Origin of the sequence: Gilliamella sp. ESL0250 (assembly GCF_013345045.1) — a bacterium.
Lineage (GTDB): Bacteria > Pseudomonadota > Gammaproteobacteria > Enterobacterales > Orbaceae > Gilliamella > Gilliamella apicola_H.
This window is the reverse complement of record NZ_JAAEDV010000001.1, coordinates 123,589-140,154: the sequence shown is the minus strand read 5'-3', so window position 1 is coordinate 140,154 and position 16,566 is coordinate 123,589. Positions and strand designations below refer to the sequence as shown.

Here is a 16,566-nt window from a genome sequence, read left to right as displayed (position 1 = left end):
ATACATGAAAACCGAAGCAAACGCAGCCCTGCAAGCAGAAAGTGAAAGCAAATGCACAACTCCATATCAAAAAAGAACTCTATTTGCATCCACCGTTGGTTACGCACTAGATGGCATGGATATGATGATTTTAGGTGTTTGTTTTAGTCTAATTTCAGTCAGCTTCAACTTAACAAAAACAGATTTAGGCACTTTAACCTCAGTAACCTTACTTGGCGCCGTATTAGGTGGCATTTTATTTGGTATACTTGCCGATAAATATGGTCGAGTAAGAGTCTTTTCATGGACTATTTTAATATTTTCTCTTTTTACTGGATTATGTGCAATTTCACCTAATTACGAATGCTTTTTAATATTTCGCTTTTTAAGTGGACTTGGACTTGGTGGTGAATTTGGGATTGGCATGACTTTAGTTTCTGAAAGCTGGCCTAAAAATAAACGCTCAAGAGCAACATCTATTGTTGCATTAGGTTTTCAAGTCGGCATTATTTTAGCTGCATTAACCGTCAATTTTATTGGCGAAATTTATGGTTGGCGCTGGGCTTTTGCGATGGGCGTGCTACCTGCGCTATTTGTTGCTTGGACACGTAAAGGTCTAAAAGAACCAGAAATCTGGCAAAATCTAAAAGACCAAAATAAAAACAAAATAGCCGTTGGCAAATTATTTAAAAACCCAAGAACCATAGCAACCACAATAGGATTAACCATCGCTTGTGCAGTACAAAACTTCGGTTTTTACGGACTCATGGTTTGGATGCCAAATATGATTGCAACTGAGCTCAAATTGCCATTTAAAAATACCATGTTTTGGACTATTTCAACCACTATAGGTATGTCATTAGGAATTCTAATTTTTGGTTGGTTATGTGATAAGTTTGGTCGTCGCCCTTCTTATATCTTCTTTTTATTCATCTCGGCCGTTTCAATTTGGTTCTATTTTCATCAAACTGATATGTTTATATTAATTATCTTTGGCTCAGTAATTGGCTTTTTTGTCAATGGCATGATGGGCGGATATGGCGCGCTACTTGCTGAACATTACCCAACAGATGCCCGTTCAAGTGCTGAAAATATTATTTTTAATGTCGGTCGAGGCATTGCCGGTGTATCACAAGTACTAATTGCTTATTTAGCCACCGTTTACTCAATTAGCTACGCATTAGCTTTACTATCAGCCGCTTATTTATTATCGGCTGCGGCATTTGTCTTTTTAATACCTGAAACAAAAGGCAAAGAGCTCGAATAAAATTACGCAAAAAAACAGGGCAATTGCCCTGTTTTTTATCTCATATAAATTACATCAAAAAACTAAATGAAACTATCTTTAGTTAGCAGTACAAGAAGCTGGCGTCAATTGAACACTAAACAATTTTTCATCATGAATATAGTAATTATGACTAACACCATTTGGAAATGCATCCCTAAGTTGTTTAACTTGTGCACTATTACTACAATAAAGTGTTTTTAGACTTTCTGTCGTCATTTTTTGAGTTTCAGGGATTGATACCTCATCTTTTGAACTATTAATTACATATTTATAATTAATTAAATCATTCTCTTTAGTGATATCAATCAAATTGTTTTTTTCATCAACTTTAACTGGAAGCATTTTTTTGGCTTCATTAATAATAGTTTCTTGCAAACGACTAAGTTCAGTGTTTTTTGAAGAATCACTACTTGTTTGATTAGCATTAGATTTTGAATTATCACAACTGCAAAGAACCAAGCTTATCAAAATTGCTGGCACTGTTTTTAAACTTTTCATCATTATTCCTTTAAGTGAATTTTATAAATTACATGTTTACCGCTTATTTAAAGGCGAACGATAAAATTGTAAAATATCAGTGAGAAAAGTACATAAAAACTTTGCAATTTAAAATAAATAACAAATAAAAAAAGGCTTTAATAAGCCTCATTTAGTACCGATGATTTCTACTATTTTTTAAATTGAGTAATAGTTATTTAGAATCACAATCACTCGGTTTCAAATCAAACGACATAATTTTTTCATTGGCAAGATAATAATTATGACTTACTCCATTTGGGAATAAAAGTTTTAACGCTTTAACATTTGGGTCATTACCACAATATAAAGTAACTATCGTGTTTAATACAGATTGCTGATTTTGCTTTAGCAATATCAATTCTTTAGGCATACCTTTAATAATATATTTATAGATAAGTTTATCGTTATCTTTTGATATATCATCGAACATCGTAAATTTATCAACCACAATAGGTAACTTTTCTTTTATACCTGCAACAACCGAATCTTGAGCAAAACTATAATCACTATCTTTTTGATTATTAAATTGTTTGATTTTTTCAGGTGTTGATTGAGCTATAATTTTTATTCCTCTATCAACAACATCCACATTTTCTTGAATATCGGTTTGCTTAGTATCTATAACTTTCGCTTCTGAATTATCAAAACCAAATAATATTATTGCCATAAACATTACAACTGTTGCTTTAATACCTTTCATATTTATTCCTATCCAAGCTAATTCATGACCACCCGCTATCTTATAAAATACTCATAAAGTTGTAAAAGATAAACTAAAAATACACAATACTAATAAAAAATTTTAATTATCTGTTAAAAATTAGCAAATGAACAATCTTAAAAAGAATGGCAAAAATAAAAGGGCTTCAAGTAGCCCTTTTATTATGAATAAATTCTAACTATTTGTTAAAGTTAATCCAAATATATCTAGTCATCATCACAATCATTCGGTTTTACATCCACTGAAAAAACTTTATCATCATTGATATAGTAATCATGATTAGCTCCTCGTGGAAATACTAATCTTAGTGTCTTCATACTAGAATCATCACCACAGTAAAAATCTAGCAATTTATTACGTAACTCTTTTTGATTGCTTTCAGCCTGTAATGCATCTTTAGTGCTATTATTCACCACATATTTATAATTAATAGTTTTGTTATCTGTCGATACATCAACTAAAGTTGTGTTCTGATCAATTGTCGCTGGTAATTTTGCTTTAATCGCCTTGATCATCAAATTTTCAGCTACACTATAATTACCTTCTTGTACTTTCTTAAGCATATCTTCTTTTTCAGATTTTGTTTGTTCATACAAATCTTTCGCTTTATCACTAATGGCTGCAGTTGTTTGTTTAGCTTTATCGCTAATCTCAGCACCTATTTCCTTAGCTTTGTCACTAACATCGGCGCTCATTTGCTTAACATTATCGCTCAATTCTGAACCCATTTGCTGGACTTTGTCGCCCATGTCTGAGCTTGTTTGCTCGGCTTTTTGTTTTGTATCATCAACAGTTGATTTTGAATTATCACAATTAACTAAAAAAATTGCTAACACTGCTAAAGTGATCACTTTAAAAAGTTTCATTTTATTGCCCTTTTTGTTTTCTATTTTATATTGTGACGATGATGAATTGATTCATCATCGTCCGTTGATTTTAAAAATTAATAACTTATAACATTAACACCTTTTACCGTCTCAAATATTAATTAATATGCATACCGCCGGTAACACCATAAGTTTCGCCAGTTGTATAGCTTGATTCTTCCGAGGCTAGATGCACATAAACACCAGCAAGTTCAACTGGTTGACCTGCTCGTTGTAATGGTGTTTGTTGACCAAACTCAGGAATAACATCACTTGGTTGACCACCACAAATTTGTAATGGTGTCCAAACTGGACCTGGTGCAACACTATTTACACGAATGCCCTTTGGCGCTAATTGCTTAGCTAACCCACGAGTAAACGCGATAATAGCTGTTTTAGTTGCAGCATAATCTAATAAATTACCACTAGGTTGATAAGCCTGAACAGACGAAGTTGTAATGATGGTTGAACCCGGTTTTAAATACCCTAAAGCCGCTTTTGTGATCCAAAAAAGCGAAAACACATTAACTTCAAAGGTTTTCTTAATTTGCTCGGTGGTAAGCGCCATAATATCTTCAACTGCAGTTTGCTTACCTGCAACCAATGTCAAATTATCTAATCCACCTAATTTATGGTGTGCTTCATCAACTAATTTTTTACAAAAAGCCTCGTCACTTAAATCACCAGGAATTAATACGGCTTTGCGCCCAGCAGCTTGAATAACTTTAGCGACTTCTTCCGCATCTTTTTGTTCAACAGGAAGGTAATTTATTGCTACATCGGCCCCCTCTTTAGCATAAGCTATTGCAGCTGCTCGGCCGATGCCTGAATCGCCACCAGTCACAAGCACTTTGCGCCCTTCTAAACGATTATGACCTTGATAGCTTTTTTCCCCACAATCAGGAAGCGGATTCATTTCGCACTGTAAAGCTGGCGCCTCCTGTTTTTGTTTTGGAAATTTATCATGATGATATTTGGTAAGTGGATTATAGATTTGTTTGTTCATAATTTTCTCCTAAGTTAAACATGTATTTGAAAACAAATTCAATATAACTTAAATGAAATCAATTAATAATCACAAAATCCTATTGCTAAGCATATTTTAATCTTTAAAATACCCAATTAATTCAATAAATTATATTTACTGACAACATAAATTAGAATATTCTTTCTTAAAACTTAATCGTATTGTTCAATATCATCCCCAAAATTTAAAAATAAACAACTGAGGCTAATAATTAATAAAGGTGGCTTTCCATGATAGGCTTGGCGAGGTCAGTGAAATTAGTAATGCCTAAGCCATGAGTATTGCATAATCTTGCACCTGATTTAGTGTATCAAATTAAATTTAACTAAGCTAGCGATAACAAATTAAATTATTTTAATTAACATATTGATTTTATATAAAATATTTAAGTTTACTTATTATTAATATCGTAGCGATAGTTAACACCATTAAAAAATCGTTCTTAAGCATGTCTATTTCATCACTACCTTCACTATGCCTCTTTATTAAAGTAGCTATTCCTTTCGGTTTTCCTATTCATTTTAGGTCAAGATGTTTTCGTGAGTGAGTTATTGATTGTTACGATATTTATCGCACGTTTTAACTAATAGATGCTGCGAATGCTCAATTAATCACGAAACGGTATAGGATCCTGAATATTTTTTACAAAAATATAACCTAAAAATGAATACTACATTTTCATTAAAGTATCTATTGCCCTTAGGCTTTGCCATTTGTTTGCGGTCAGGTTATTTTTAAGAGTTTTTGATTGATACGATGTTTATCACACATTTTAACCAATAGATGCTACGAATGCTCAATTAATCACGAAACGGTATAGGATCCTGAATATTTTTTACAAAAATATAATCTAAAAGTAAATACTGCATCTTCATTAAAGTATCTATGGCATTCGGCTTTGCCATTTGTTTGCGGTCAGGTTATTTTTAAGAGTTTTTGATTGATACGATGTTTATCACACGTTTTAACCAATAGATGCTGCGAATGCTCAATTAATCACGAAACGGTATAGGATCCTGAATATTTTTTACAAAAAAATTAACATTAACCTGACGTTTAATACCACATCGCATGGTTTTATAAGTTTTGTTGTTACTGGTCAAGGTGAAGGACAAACAGCTTCAATCAGGCCTTTTTAGCACGTTATACATTGTCAGCTAACTGACTATAAAGCATTTAGCCAAATCGGTAACAGCTATCTTTCCTTTATGATATAAGCGTCATATTTCTTGTCTGTAATACGGTGTTAGTTTTGTTTTTTTTATGTATATTCGTTACCGCCATTTCTCAAATTACTGTAAATAACACGAGCAATTTCTATAACTAACATTATAAAAAATACCAAAATAAATCATTATCCCCCTAATTTTTTATACTAAAACACTAGCTTTCCTGAAACTTTTTTACAGCTGATTTATTCTACATAACAAAAACGACAAAAAACTATTGCACTTTTTTTTAAAACGAGTATTTTGTTAGAAATAATTTTTAAAAATGACAAAAAAGTTAATTATATCGCATTATGAAATTTTCACTCAAAATCGTCCTCATCAACATTATTGTCAGCGTGGTCATTATTCCAACGCGGGGGCGTTTTTTGAATTAAAAATGTGTTCATACATAAAATCAAAAACCCCCGCTCCCCAAAAAGCGGGGGTTTTTTTATGAATATTTTTTACAAACGGCTTATAAACAATGTTTTATAAACAGTAACTGAATAAAATAAGAACAAGTGAGGAATAAATGTTAGGAACACAGTGGATAGTAAAAACCTTAAAAGAAAAAGGCGTTACCACCGTTTTTGGATATCCCGGTGGACAAATTATGCCTCTATATGACGCACTGTATGATGGTGGAATTGAGCATGTACTTTGTCGTCACGAACAAGGTGCTGCAATGGCTGCAATCGGCTATGCTCGTGCAACCGGAAAAACCGGCGTTTGTATTGCCACATCAGGCCCAGGCGCAACAAATATCATTACAGGGCTTGCCGACGCGTTAATTGATTCAGTACCTATTGTTGCCATTACAGGACAAGTGCCAACCAAACTTATTGGTACTGACGCCTTTCAAGAAGTGGATGTATTAGGATTATCACTAGCCTGCACCAAACACAGTTATTTAATTGACGATGCAAAAGACTTGCCCAACACCTTAGAGCAAGCATTTAACTTAGCCTGCTCGGGTAGGCCAGGACCAATATTGATTGATGTGCCCAAAGATATACAGCTTGCAAATCTTGACTATCAACAATATTTTACGCCATCCTCATTAAAAACCGCACAAGATAATAATCAACTATACCCAATCTTGCCTGATGATATAAAACAAGCCAAAGAAATGATCGCCCAAGCCCAAAAACCGATACTTTATATTGGTGGTGGTGTTGGGCTTTCTGGTGCCATATCCGAGCTAAGAGACTTTATGGCCTTAACACACATTCCAAGTGTATCAACCTTAAAAGGACTTGGTGTTGCCGATTTGAATAATCCTTATTACTTAGGATTAATTGGTATGCACGGCGCCAAAGCCGCCAATTTAGCCGTACAAGAGTGTGATTTATTAATTGCCTTAGGTGTTCGATTTGATGATAGAGTGACCGGTAATCTTAATGAATTTGCGCGACATGCTAAAGTACTTCATATAGATATCGATCAGGCCGAAATCAACAAATTACGCCAAACCCATTTAGGATTACAAGGCGATATAAAGCAAGTTTTACCACAATTAAATCAAATGGTTTCGATTCAAGAGTGGCATAAAAAAGTTAATCAATTAAAAGCAGAGCACCCAACTCGTTACGATCATCCTGGCGAAGCGATCTACGCACCGGCTTTATTAAAAACCATCTCAGAAAAAAAATCAGCAACTACAATTATTACTACCGATGTTGGGCAACACCAAATGTGGACAGCCCAGCATATGCGCTTTACCCACCCGCAAAACTTTATTACATCAAGTGGGCTTGGCACAATGGGATTTGGTTTACCAGCCGCAGTTGGTGCGCAAATGGCAAGGCCTAGTGACTGTGTGATTTGTGTATCGGGTGATGGATCTTTTATGATGAATGTCCAAGAGCTCACCACCATTAAACGCAAACAATTACCCATAAAAATCGTATTAATTGATAACCAACGTCTTGGCATGGTTCGCCAATGGCAAGAGTTATTTTTTAATGAAAGATACAGCGAAACAAATCTATCAGACAATCCCGATTTTTTAATGTTAGCCAAAGCGTTTGACATACCGGGGCAAAGCATCAGCAAAAAATCACAAATTGATACAGCGCTTGATAACCTATTTAACTCAACAGGCGCTTACCTGTTACATGTCTGCATAGATGAATTAGAAAACGTATGGCCACTGGTACCCCCTGGGGCAGCAAACGAAAACATGCTAGACAAAAGTTGCAAGGAGTAAGCAATGAACGAACAAGCGCAATATCAATTGACCATAAAGGCTTATGACAAATTGGGATCACTTGAACGTATATTACGAGTTATCCGGCATCGAGGTGGACATATTCAATCAATGCAAATGCAAACAATTGAAAACAATGCACTGACTTTGACATTAATATTAACCACTGAAAGACCGCTATCAACACTACAAAACCAAGTAGCAAAATTAGAAGATGTCATAGCAGTTGAATAATAATTTTCACAAACAACTTATTGTTAAATAAACAAGTATAGTGTAATGCTTGACCGTTAAAGCAAAAATACCTAAAGCAAAGTACTTACTTAGCAAATTGAAAAAATAAAGAGGAAAACAAAATGAGTTCTACAGCAAAAGCAGATTATATTTGGTTGAATGGCGAAATGGTTCCATGGGCGGATGCAAAAGTACATGTGATGTCGCATGCCTTACATTATGGTACCTCCGTATTTGAAGGCGTCCGTTGTTATAACACGCACAAAGGACCGGCTATATTTCGTCATAAAGAACATGCCCAAAGATTATTAAATTCAGCCAAGATTTATCGTTTTCCTGTTTCTTATTCGCTTGAAGAAATCATGGAAGCCACACGCCAAACGATCAAGAAAAACAAATTAGAAAGCGCCTATATTCGCCCATTAGTCTTTATTGGCGATGTGGGTATGGGCGTTAACCCGCGTGAGGGTTATAAAACCGATGTCATGATTGCCGCATTCCCATGGGGTGCCTATTTAGGCGACGAAGCCTTAGATCAAGGTATTGATGCCATGGTCTCTTCTTGGCATCGTGTGGCATCTAACACCATTCCAGCGGCAGCTAAAGCGGGCGGTAACTATTTATCGTCATTATTAATTGGATCTGAAGCGCGCGCTAACGGCTTCCAAGAAGGCATTGCGTTAGATGTGCATGGTCACCTATCTGAAGGTGCTGGCGAAAACCTATTTATTATTAAAGACGGTATTTTATATACCCCTACTTTATCGTCATCGGCTCTACCGGGCATTACACGTGATGCAGTATTAACGCTAGCGCGTGATATGGGTATTGAAGTACGTGAACAAACGCTATCACGTGAATCACTTTATTTAGCCGATGAAGTGTTTATGACTGGTACCGCAGCCGAAATTACCCCAGTGCGTAGTGTTGATCGCATCCAAGTTGGCATTGGTCGCTGTGGCCCAATCACTAAACAAATTCAACAAACATTCTTTGGCTTATTTAATGGTAAAACCGAAGATAAATACGGTTGGTTAGATCTGATTAAATAAAACGAAAAATCAAAATCCGCCAACTCACTTGGCGGATAACATTTTCACTTAATGATTGATTTTAAAGAACTACAGACCGTTAAACACGGTCACTTGCATAAAAAATTGGGAGCAAGAAATGCCTAAATATCGTTCAGCAACGTCAGTCGAAGGCCGAAACATGGCTGGCGCCCGCGCATTATGGCGTGCAACTGGCGTAAAAAATGAAGACTTTGGTAAACCCATCATTGCGGTGGTCAACTCATTCACGCAATTCGTACCGGGACATGTCCATTTAAAAGACATTGGTCAACTGGTTGCCAAACAAATTGAAGCATCGGGTGGTATTGCCAAAGAATTTAACACCATTGCCGTTGATGATGGCATAGCTATGGGGCATGGTGGTATGCTGTACTCATTGCCATCGCGTGAGCTCATTGCTGATTCTGTTGAATATATGGTTAACGCGCATTGTGCCGATGCTATGATCTGCATCTCAAACTGCGACAAAATCACCCCCGGCATGTTAATGGCCTCACTTCGTTTAAATATTCCAACTGTGTTTGTATCTGGCGGACCAATGGAAGCGGGCAAAACCAAACTTTCTGATCAAATTATTAAATTAGATCTTGTTGATGCCATGATCCAAAGTGCTAACCCAAATGTCAGTGACGAAGATAGCAAAGCGATTGAAGAATCCGCTTGCCCGACTTGCGGATCTTGCTCTGGCATGTTTACCGCCAATTCCATGAACTGCTTAACCGAAGCACTAGGGCTTTCACTACCGGGCAATGGCTCATTAGTTGCTACCCATAAACAACGTGAACAGCTCTTTTTAAATGCCGCTAAGCGCATTGTTGAGATCACAAAACGCTATTATGAACATGATGATACTTCGTATCTACCACGCTCAATTGCCACTAAAGCCGCTTACGAAAATGCCATGTCACTTGATATTGCTATGGGGGGGTCAACCAATACGGTACTGCATTTACTTGCCACCGCGCAAGAAGGCGAAATCGACTTCACCATGTCAGATATCGACAGACTATCACGTAAAGTGCCACATTTATGTAAAGTGGCACCGAGTACTCAGTTATATCATATGGAGGATGTACACCGTGCTGGTGGCGTTGTCGCCATTATGTCTGAATTGGATAAAGCAGGTTTACTCAATCGCAATGTTCATAATGTACTTGGTCTTTCATTAGAACAAACCTTGGCAAAATATGATATCAGGCAAACGGATGACGAAGCCGTCAAAAAAATGTATCGCAGTGGACCAGCAGGCATTCGCACTACCAAAGCGTTCTCGCAAGATTGCTATTGGGAGACACTCGACGACGACCGTGTAAATGGTTGTATTCGCGATAAAGCTCACGCCTATAGTCAAGACGGCGGGCTTGCAACACTCTATGGCAACGTAGCCCTTGATGGCGCAATTGTTAAAACCGCAGGCGTTGCTGCTGAAAATTTAATTTTCCAAGGCCCAGCCAAAGTATTTGAAAGCCAAGAAGATGCTGTTGAGGCCATTTTAGGGGGCAAGGTTGTGGCTGGTGATGTAGTTGTTATTATTTACGAAGGTCCAAAAGGTGGCCCAGGAATGCAAGAAATGCTTTATCCAACAAGCTACTTAAAATCCATGGGACTGGGTAAATCCTGTGCACTGATTACCGATGGCAGATTTTCGGGTGGATCTTCGGGCTTATCAATTGGTCATATCTCACCCGAAGCCGCAAATGGCGGTATTATTGGTCTTGTGCGCAATGGAGATATTATTGATATTGATATTCCAAATCGCAAATTAGTATTAAAAGTCCCTGATGACGAACTTGAACGCCGCCGCGTAGCCGAACTTGCCCGTGGCGACAAAGCCTTTACCCCTCACAATCGCGATCGCTATGTCTCTTATGCACTAAAGGCTTACGCCAGTTTAGCAACAAGTGCAGATAAAGGTGCCGTTCGTGATAAAAGCAAACTAGGTGGTTAACGTGAAACAACAAAATAACAACAAGCTCACTGGTGCCGATTACTTAAAAGCAACACTCTGTAGCGCCGTATACGACGTGGCCGAAGTCACCCCGCTAGAAAAAATGGAAAAAATCTCGACACGATTAAAAAACCAAATTTTTGTCAAGCGCGAAGATCGGCAATTAGTTCACAGTTTCAAAATCCGTGGTGCCCAAGCAATGATAGCCAGTCTAAATGAAGACGAACGTAAATGTGGCGTTATTGCCGCATCGGCTGGCAACCATGCACAAGGCGTGGCTTTTTCGTCCACAAAATTAGGCATCAGTTCTTTAATCGTCATGCCACTAACAACGGCCGATATCAAAGTTGAAGCAGTCAAAAGCTTTGGTGGCGAAGTACTCCTTTATGGCGCCAATTTTGACGAAGCCAAAGCGAAAGCCATGGAACTGGCAAAAGAGCAAAAACGCATCTTTATTCCACCGTTTGATCACCCACTAGTAATTGCTGGGCAAGGCAGTATTGCCATGGAATTATTACAACAAAATGCCAAACTCGATCGTATTTTTGTGCCGGTTGGCGGGGGCGGTCTTGCTGCGGGTGTGGCGGTATTAATCAAACAAATCATGCCATCAATCAAAGTCATTGCCGTTGAACCTGCTGATGCAGCTTGCTTAAAAGCGGCACTCGACGCAGGTAAACCGGTTGATTTAAGCCGCGTTGGGCTATTTGCTGAAGGGGTTGCAGTTAAACGAATTGGCGAGGAAACTTTCAGGCTTTGTCAGCAATATATTGATGATATTATTACCGTTGATAGCGACGAAATTTGCGCCGCAGTGAAAGACTTATTTGATGATGTGCGAGCCATTGCTGAACCCTCTGGTGCTGTTGCATTAGCGGGTTTAAAAAAATACGTTGAACAACACAATATTTGTGGCGAAAACCTTGCCCATATATTATCTGGCGCCAATCTAAACTTCCATAACTTACGTTATGTGTCTGAACGTTGCGAACTCGGTGAAAAACGCGAAGTCCTGCTAGCAGTCACTATCCCTGAAAAAAAAGGCAGTTTTTTAACATTTTGCCAGCTTCTAGGTGGGCGCTCGGTGACCGAATTTAATTATCGTTATCATGATGATAAATCCGCTTGTATTTTTGTAGGGATTAAAATGTCTCAAAGTAATGAGAAAGATGAAATCATACAAGAATTAAGTGCAACAGGTTATTCGGTTGTGGATCTAACCGAAGACGAAATGGCAAAACTGCATGTACGCTATATGATTGGCGGCAAGCCTTGCAAACCAATACAAGAGCAAGTATACAGTTTTGAATTTCCTGAATCGCAAGGGGCTTTGCTTAAATTCCTACAAACATTAGGCACCAATTGGAATATCTCAATGTTCCATTACCGTAGCCATGGCACCGATTATGGACGTGTACTTGCTGCGTTTGAAATCGACGAAGCAACCATTAAACAGTTTAACCAGCACCTAACCGAGCTAGGTTATGGTTTTCATAACGAAACGCATAATCCATCACTCAAGTTGTTTTTAACTAATTAAGTGTCATAATTACTTACGTTGTTTATCGTAATTTGAAAAACAACTGTAAAGCATCGACATAACGCCATATCCCAGACAAGCGATATGGCGTCTATATCATAAAAAAATCCTCGTCACCAATTTGGCTAACCGCTTGATGGTCATTCGTCCAGCCATTTATTGCACTGAAAGACTTCATTAAACATTAAATCACACGACGCAATTACATATAAACAACATAATGTTCTAGGTGAGTTGCGTGTTTACTATGGGGCATTTACATAACTATTCTCTTTTTAGACCATATTTTTTTGTAAAAAATATTCAGGATTCTATACCGTTTGGTGATGAATTGAGACTTTGCCACCCTGATTTGTTAAAACATGTGCTCACCATCGTATCAATTAAAAATTCACCACACTGGCAGCCCTAAAATAAATAGGTAAGTCGAAAGTGTGACAAGTACTTTAATAAAGTATGTACCATAATCAGCAAATATTCGAAGATTCAAAAGATAGCAAGCTAAAAATTTAAGCGATTTCAGGCAAAACGTCTTATGCGTTTTTAGAAGATTATTTTCATCACCAAGTTAAAGCAACCCGAGGTTTTCCTACATATGAGGGATTTAAATAGTGTTTTTTTATCAAAATAATAATTAAATAAAATCAATATCTTTTCTGATTTTTTTGCCTAATATTGAGTTCTTGTTTTGGAGGGTGGAGTGGATTGGCGGAAGTGGTTTCGGTCGTTTGCTGTTTAGATGTTCAAAATAACTATAGTGACCACATCTGAAACCTTGCCACACTAAAATAGATTATGGTTTCAATCATTAAAACTCAGGACTCGCAGGCTTTGCCTGCTCAGCGCCCCAACTTACGCGGGGGCTTTATTCTTTGTTATATTATCCTCTCAAGCACCATAACCACCCCCGCGACCTAAGGATTAAGAAATAAACGCTAAAAGCTAAGGTGCGGTGCAAAGGCCATAGCGGGAGTTGCTGGCAAAGAGGCTGGTGAAGTAGCCGTCGCCCGAGAGGACATCGAACTGGCCGCTACCTGTCGCGTCGCTCGTCCAGTAGAAGTTGCGGACGAAGCCCGCATCAGTGTAGTAGCTCATGCCGCCCCACTCCGTGAAAAAGCCAGCGCCTATGTGACGCTTGTAATGATTACCTGATGAACTAGGTGTTGCACCTAAATTATTATAGTTTGAATTGGTTAAATCTCTTACCCGTGGCATTCGATAACCCAAACTATTACACCATGCTAACTGGTCACTATAAGTTTTCAATTGACCACCACGATTGACGAACCACTGCCTTAATACAAATCCATATTTTACTACCTCACCGCCATATATATCTCTACCCACTAACTCAAACGTCTGCGGTAACAACCATGGCTTAGCTATTCGACTAGGATTCGGATTATCCCATTGATTGCTTGCCTCTGGACCTGTTAGCCTAACACGTGCTACAACTTGTCCCTCATCCTCACCAGGAACCCACCATTCACGAGCTACAACATTTGTCACTGTCGCAGTGATTCCCTCATGCGTGACTGGTTCCCATGTCAATTCTTCTACATCTCCAGTTATGAGTAAATCAAAATATAAATTATGCGCACCTGTAGTTGGGAAATTGAGGTTGTATGATTCAGGATTGATTGATTGAACTAAGAAGCCTTTACTAGGATTCCATATGTCAACTGGGCCTGCATATCTGCCGTTACCCATATATAGAGTCGGCCTTACATAATCAATAACTGCAACTACCGTTGAAGGTAAAATTATCGCATCACTACGATTATCCGCTCGAGCTATTTTACCATTCAATGCCTGTAAAAATAATAACAATGCTAATACTAGCAAAGCTGTTTTAGGTGATTTGAGCGATAATTTCGAAGATATAAATAAGTTTTGTGTAAAAACTCGTCGAATAGGATTATTTGATAAATTTAAGACATAGGTTTGCCAGTGCTTGTGCCTTGTGCCTTGTGCCTAAAATGATAATGCATTGCGATTCACCTGTCAAGTAAATTGTTGTTTTATTTATCTTTTACGTGTTCTTTCGCTTATTAAATAATCCGTTTTTAAATTGATCAAAGTATAACCATTAAAAAAAAGCTTGGCTAGTTTTTTTGGGGGATTTTTGGTAAAAATTATTTAGGTGTGACTTCGATTAAGTTTTATGAAAAGCTCTAATGGATTGAAATATTTGTTTTTTATCAAAATAACAATAAAATAAAAAATCAAATAAAATCAATATATTCATACAGATTTTTGCCTGATATTGAGTTTTTGTTTTGGTGGCTGAAGTGGATTTCAGTCATTTGCTGTTTAAATGTTCAAAATAGCTATAGTGACCACATCTGAAACCTTGCCACACTAAAATAGACTATGGTTTTCAGTTATTAAAGCACAAGACTCGCAGGTTTTGCCTGCTCAGCGTCCCAACTGGGTGGGGGGCTTCATACTTTGTTATGTTTTCCGCTATTTGCACCATAAGCTCCCCCCTGCTGCGCCATAAGGATTAAGAAATAAACGCTAAAAACTAAGGAGTAACGCACATAGCATAGTGGATACCTCGTACAATGTCCACGCCGATGTGGCCATCGTACGAGGCGACAATGAGATCACCATGCTTATAACTACCATCGTTTACTGGCATACCATCACTCGTCCAGTAGCTATAGTAAAGTTCCGCGCGATCGTAGCTGTTCATGGGGGCCCACTCCGTGAATAATCCAGCTCCAAGTCGTCTCTGGTAATGATTTCCACTTGATAATGGTGTAGCACTAAAACGTGATCTAGCATTAGTCAGATCCCTGACCTGTGGCAAACGATAACCTATACTACTACACCAAGATTGTTGCTCGGGTAGGCGTTTTAATGCCCCCCCCCGAGTCACGAACCACTTTTGCAATACAAACCCATATTTGAGTATCTCATTACCGCCACTATCTCTACCCACTAACTCAAAGGTCTGCGGTAAATTTGGCTTAGCAATTAAACCGGGATAAGGATTAAACCATTCATCTTTTGCCTCTGGACCTTTTAGAAAAACACGATACACGACATTGCATTTGCGATCACATCCTGTTATTAGCCTCACTGTAGCTGTAATTCCCTCATGCGTAACTGGTGCCCATGTTAATTGACTTGCTTCTCCCTCTATGATTAAATCAAAATATAATTGATGAGCCCCAGTAGTTGGAAAATTAAGCGCGTATGATGCTGGATTGGTTGATTGAACTAGAAATCCATTATCAGGATCCCATAGTTCAGCAGGACCTGCATATGCACCAACGCCGTAGTCATGATCAAAATTAACCCCATCCGACTTTGCGAATTTGATTTCTCCCCATTGTGACGGTGGTAGCATTATGGCATCACTGCGATTTACTCCTCGACTATTTTGACCCGATAATGCTTGTGAATTCAACGAAAACGACAATAATGATAGGAGTATCAACGCCAACGGGATTTTTGGGGATAGCTTTGATAATAATTTGAGGGATAACTTCGGGCATATCAAAGAGGCGACAGTAAAAATTCGTCTAATGCGTCTATTTGATAAATTTAAGACATAGGTTTGCCAGGTTTGGTGTTTGGTGTTTGGTGTTTAAAATGATAATGCATTACGGTTTGCCTGTCAAGTAAATTGTTGTTTTATTTATCTTTTCCGTGTTCTTTCGCTTATTAAATAATCCGTTTTCAAATTGATCAAAGTATAACCATTAAAAAAAAGCTTGGCTAGTTTTTTTGGGGAATTTTTGGTAAAAATTATTTAGGTGTGACTTCGATTCAGTTTATGGAAAGATTGAAAATATTGAAATTTATTGTTTTTATATAAAAAATAATAAAATAAAATCAATATTTTTTCTGACAATTTTTTGCCTGATATTGAGTTTTTGTTTTGGTAGGTGGAGTGGATTGGCGGAAGTGGTTTCGGTCGTTTGCTGTTTAGATGTTCAA

Annotated in this window: 12 protein-coding genes; 6 read left to right on the top strand and 6 right to left on the bottom strand. The window is 37.7% G+C overall.

Going from position 1 to position 16,566, the window contains the following annotated elements:
* Positions 1–4 precede the first annotated feature (4 nt).
* Entirely contained in the window at positions 5–1,246 is a 1,242-nt protein-coding gene (locus tag GYY69_RS00640; protein ID WP_174795943.1) for an MFS transporter, read from the top strand.
* A 78-nt stretch (positions 1,247–1,324) separates the two neighbouring features.
* On the opposite strand, the gene GYY69_RS00635 is transcribed toward GYY69_RS00640, so the two are convergent.
* From GYY69_RS00635 to GYY69_RS00620, 4 genes are all read right to left on the bottom strand, one after another.
* On the bottom strand, positions 1,325–1,765 hold the full coding sequence (locus GYY69_RS00635) for a hypothetical protein (protein WP_174795942.1): 441 nt from the start codon (positions 1,763–1,765) through the stop codon (positions 1,325–1,327).
* A 193-nt stretch (positions 1,766–1,958) separates the two neighbouring features.
* Positions 1,959–2,486, bottom strand: a complete 528-nt coding sequence (locus tag GYY69_RS00630) for a protein K (RefSeq protein WP_174795941.1) — start codon at positions 2,484–2,486, stop codon at positions 1,959–1,961.
* A gap of 227 nt (positions 2,487–2,713) precedes the next feature.
* Complete coding sequence (locus GYY69_RS00625; protein WP_174795940.1) at positions 2,714–3,373, bottom strand: hypothetical protein; 660 nt, start codon at positions 3,371–3,373, stop codon at positions 2,714–2,716.
* A 118-nt stretch (positions 3,374–3,491) separates the two neighbouring features.
* Positions 3,492–4,382: an SDR family oxidoreductase gene (locus tag GYY69_RS00620; protein WP_446718869.1), complete on the bottom strand. Its 891-nt coding sequence runs from the start codon at positions 4,380–4,382 to the stop codon at positions 3,492–3,494.
* A gap of 1,761 nt (positions 4,383–6,143) precedes the next feature.
* Between GYY69_RS00620 and ilvG the strand changes: the two genes are divergently transcribed.
* The 5 genes from ilvG to ilvA all read left to right on the top strand — a co-directional run bounded on the left by ilvG (position 6,144) and on the right by ilvA (position 12,615).
* Complete coding sequence (ilvG, locus tag GYY69_RS00615) at positions 6,144–7,820, top strand: acetolactate synthase 2 catalytic subunit (protein WP_174795938.1); 1,677 nt, start codon at positions 6,144–6,146, stop codon at positions 7,818–7,820.
* 3 nt (positions 7,821–7,823) lie between these two features.
* Positions 7,824–8,054, top strand: coding sequence for an acetolactate synthase 2 small subunit (gene ilvM / locus GYY69_RS00610; protein WP_174795937.1), 231 nt, complete (start codon positions 7,824–7,826; stop codon positions 8,052–8,054).
* 122 nt (positions 8,055–8,176) lie between these two features.
* The gene (locus GYY69_RS00605; RefSeq protein ID WP_174795936.1) at positions 8,177–9,106 is read left to right on the top strand and encodes a branched-chain amino acid transaminase; all 930 of its coding nucleotides are present in this window, start codon (positions 8,177–8,179) and stop codon (positions 9,104–9,106) included.
* Between the two features lie 118 nt (positions 9,107–9,224).
* Complete coding sequence (gene ilvD, locus GYY69_RS00600) at positions 9,225–11,075, top strand: dihydroxy-acid dehydratase (protein ID WP_174795935.1); 1,851 nt, start codon at positions 9,225–9,227, stop codon at positions 11,073–11,075.
* Between the two features lies 1 nt (position 11,076).
* A complete protein-coding gene (gene ilvA, locus GYY69_RS00595) occupies positions 11,077–12,615 on the top strand; it encodes a threonine ammonia-lyase, biosynthetic (protein WP_174795934.1) in 1,539 nt (512 codons plus the stop codon).
* A gap of 942 nt (positions 12,616–13,557) precedes the next feature.
* Here the strand turns inward: ilvA and GYY69_RS00590 are convergent.
* On the bottom strand, positions 13,558–14,460 hold the full coding sequence (locus GYY69_RS00590) for a hypothetical protein (RefSeq protein ID WP_174795933.1): 903 nt from the start codon (positions 14,458–14,460) through the stop codon (positions 13,558–13,560).
* 682 nt (positions 14,461–15,142) lie between these two features.
* On the bottom strand, positions 15,143–16,069 hold the full coding sequence (locus GYY69_RS00585) for a hypothetical protein (RefSeq protein ID WP_174795932.1): 927 nt from the start codon (positions 16,067–16,069) through the stop codon (positions 15,143–15,145).
* Positions 16,070–16,566 lie beyond the last annotated feature (497 nt).

Excerpts from the sequence above, each read along its gene's own strand:
- GYY69_RS00640 (WP_174795943.1), top strand. The coding sequence starts at position 5 with ATGAAAACCGAAGCAAACGCAGCCCTGCAAGCAGAAAGTGAAAGCAAA.
- GYY69_RS00635 (WP_174795942.1), bottom strand. The coding sequence starts at position 1,765 with ATGAAAAGTTTAAAAACAGTGCCAGCAATTTTGATAAGCTTGGTTCTT.
- GYY69_RS00630 (WP_174795941.1), bottom strand. The coding sequence starts at position 2,486 with ATGAAAGGTATTAAAGCAACAGTTGTAATGTTTATGGCAATAATATTA.
- GYY69_RS00625 (WP_174795940.1), bottom strand. The coding sequence starts at position 3,373 with ATGAAACTTTTTAAAGTGATCACTTTAGCAGTGTTAGCAATTTTTTTA.
- ilvG (WP_174795938.1), top strand. The coding sequence starts at position 6,144 with ATGTTAGGAACACAGTGGATAGTAAAAACCTTAAAAGAAAAAGGCGTT.
- ilvM (WP_174795937.1), top strand. The coding sequence starts at position 7,824 with ATGAACGAACAAGCGCAATATCAATTGACCATAAAGGCTTATGACAAA.
- GYY69_RS00605 (WP_174795936.1), top strand. The coding sequence starts at position 8,177 with ATGAGTTCTACAGCAAAAGCAGATTATATTTGGTTGAATGGCGAAATG.
- ilvD (WP_174795935.1), top strand. The coding sequence starts at position 9,225 with ATGCCTAAATATCGTTCAGCAACGTCAGTCGAAGGCCGAAACATGGCT.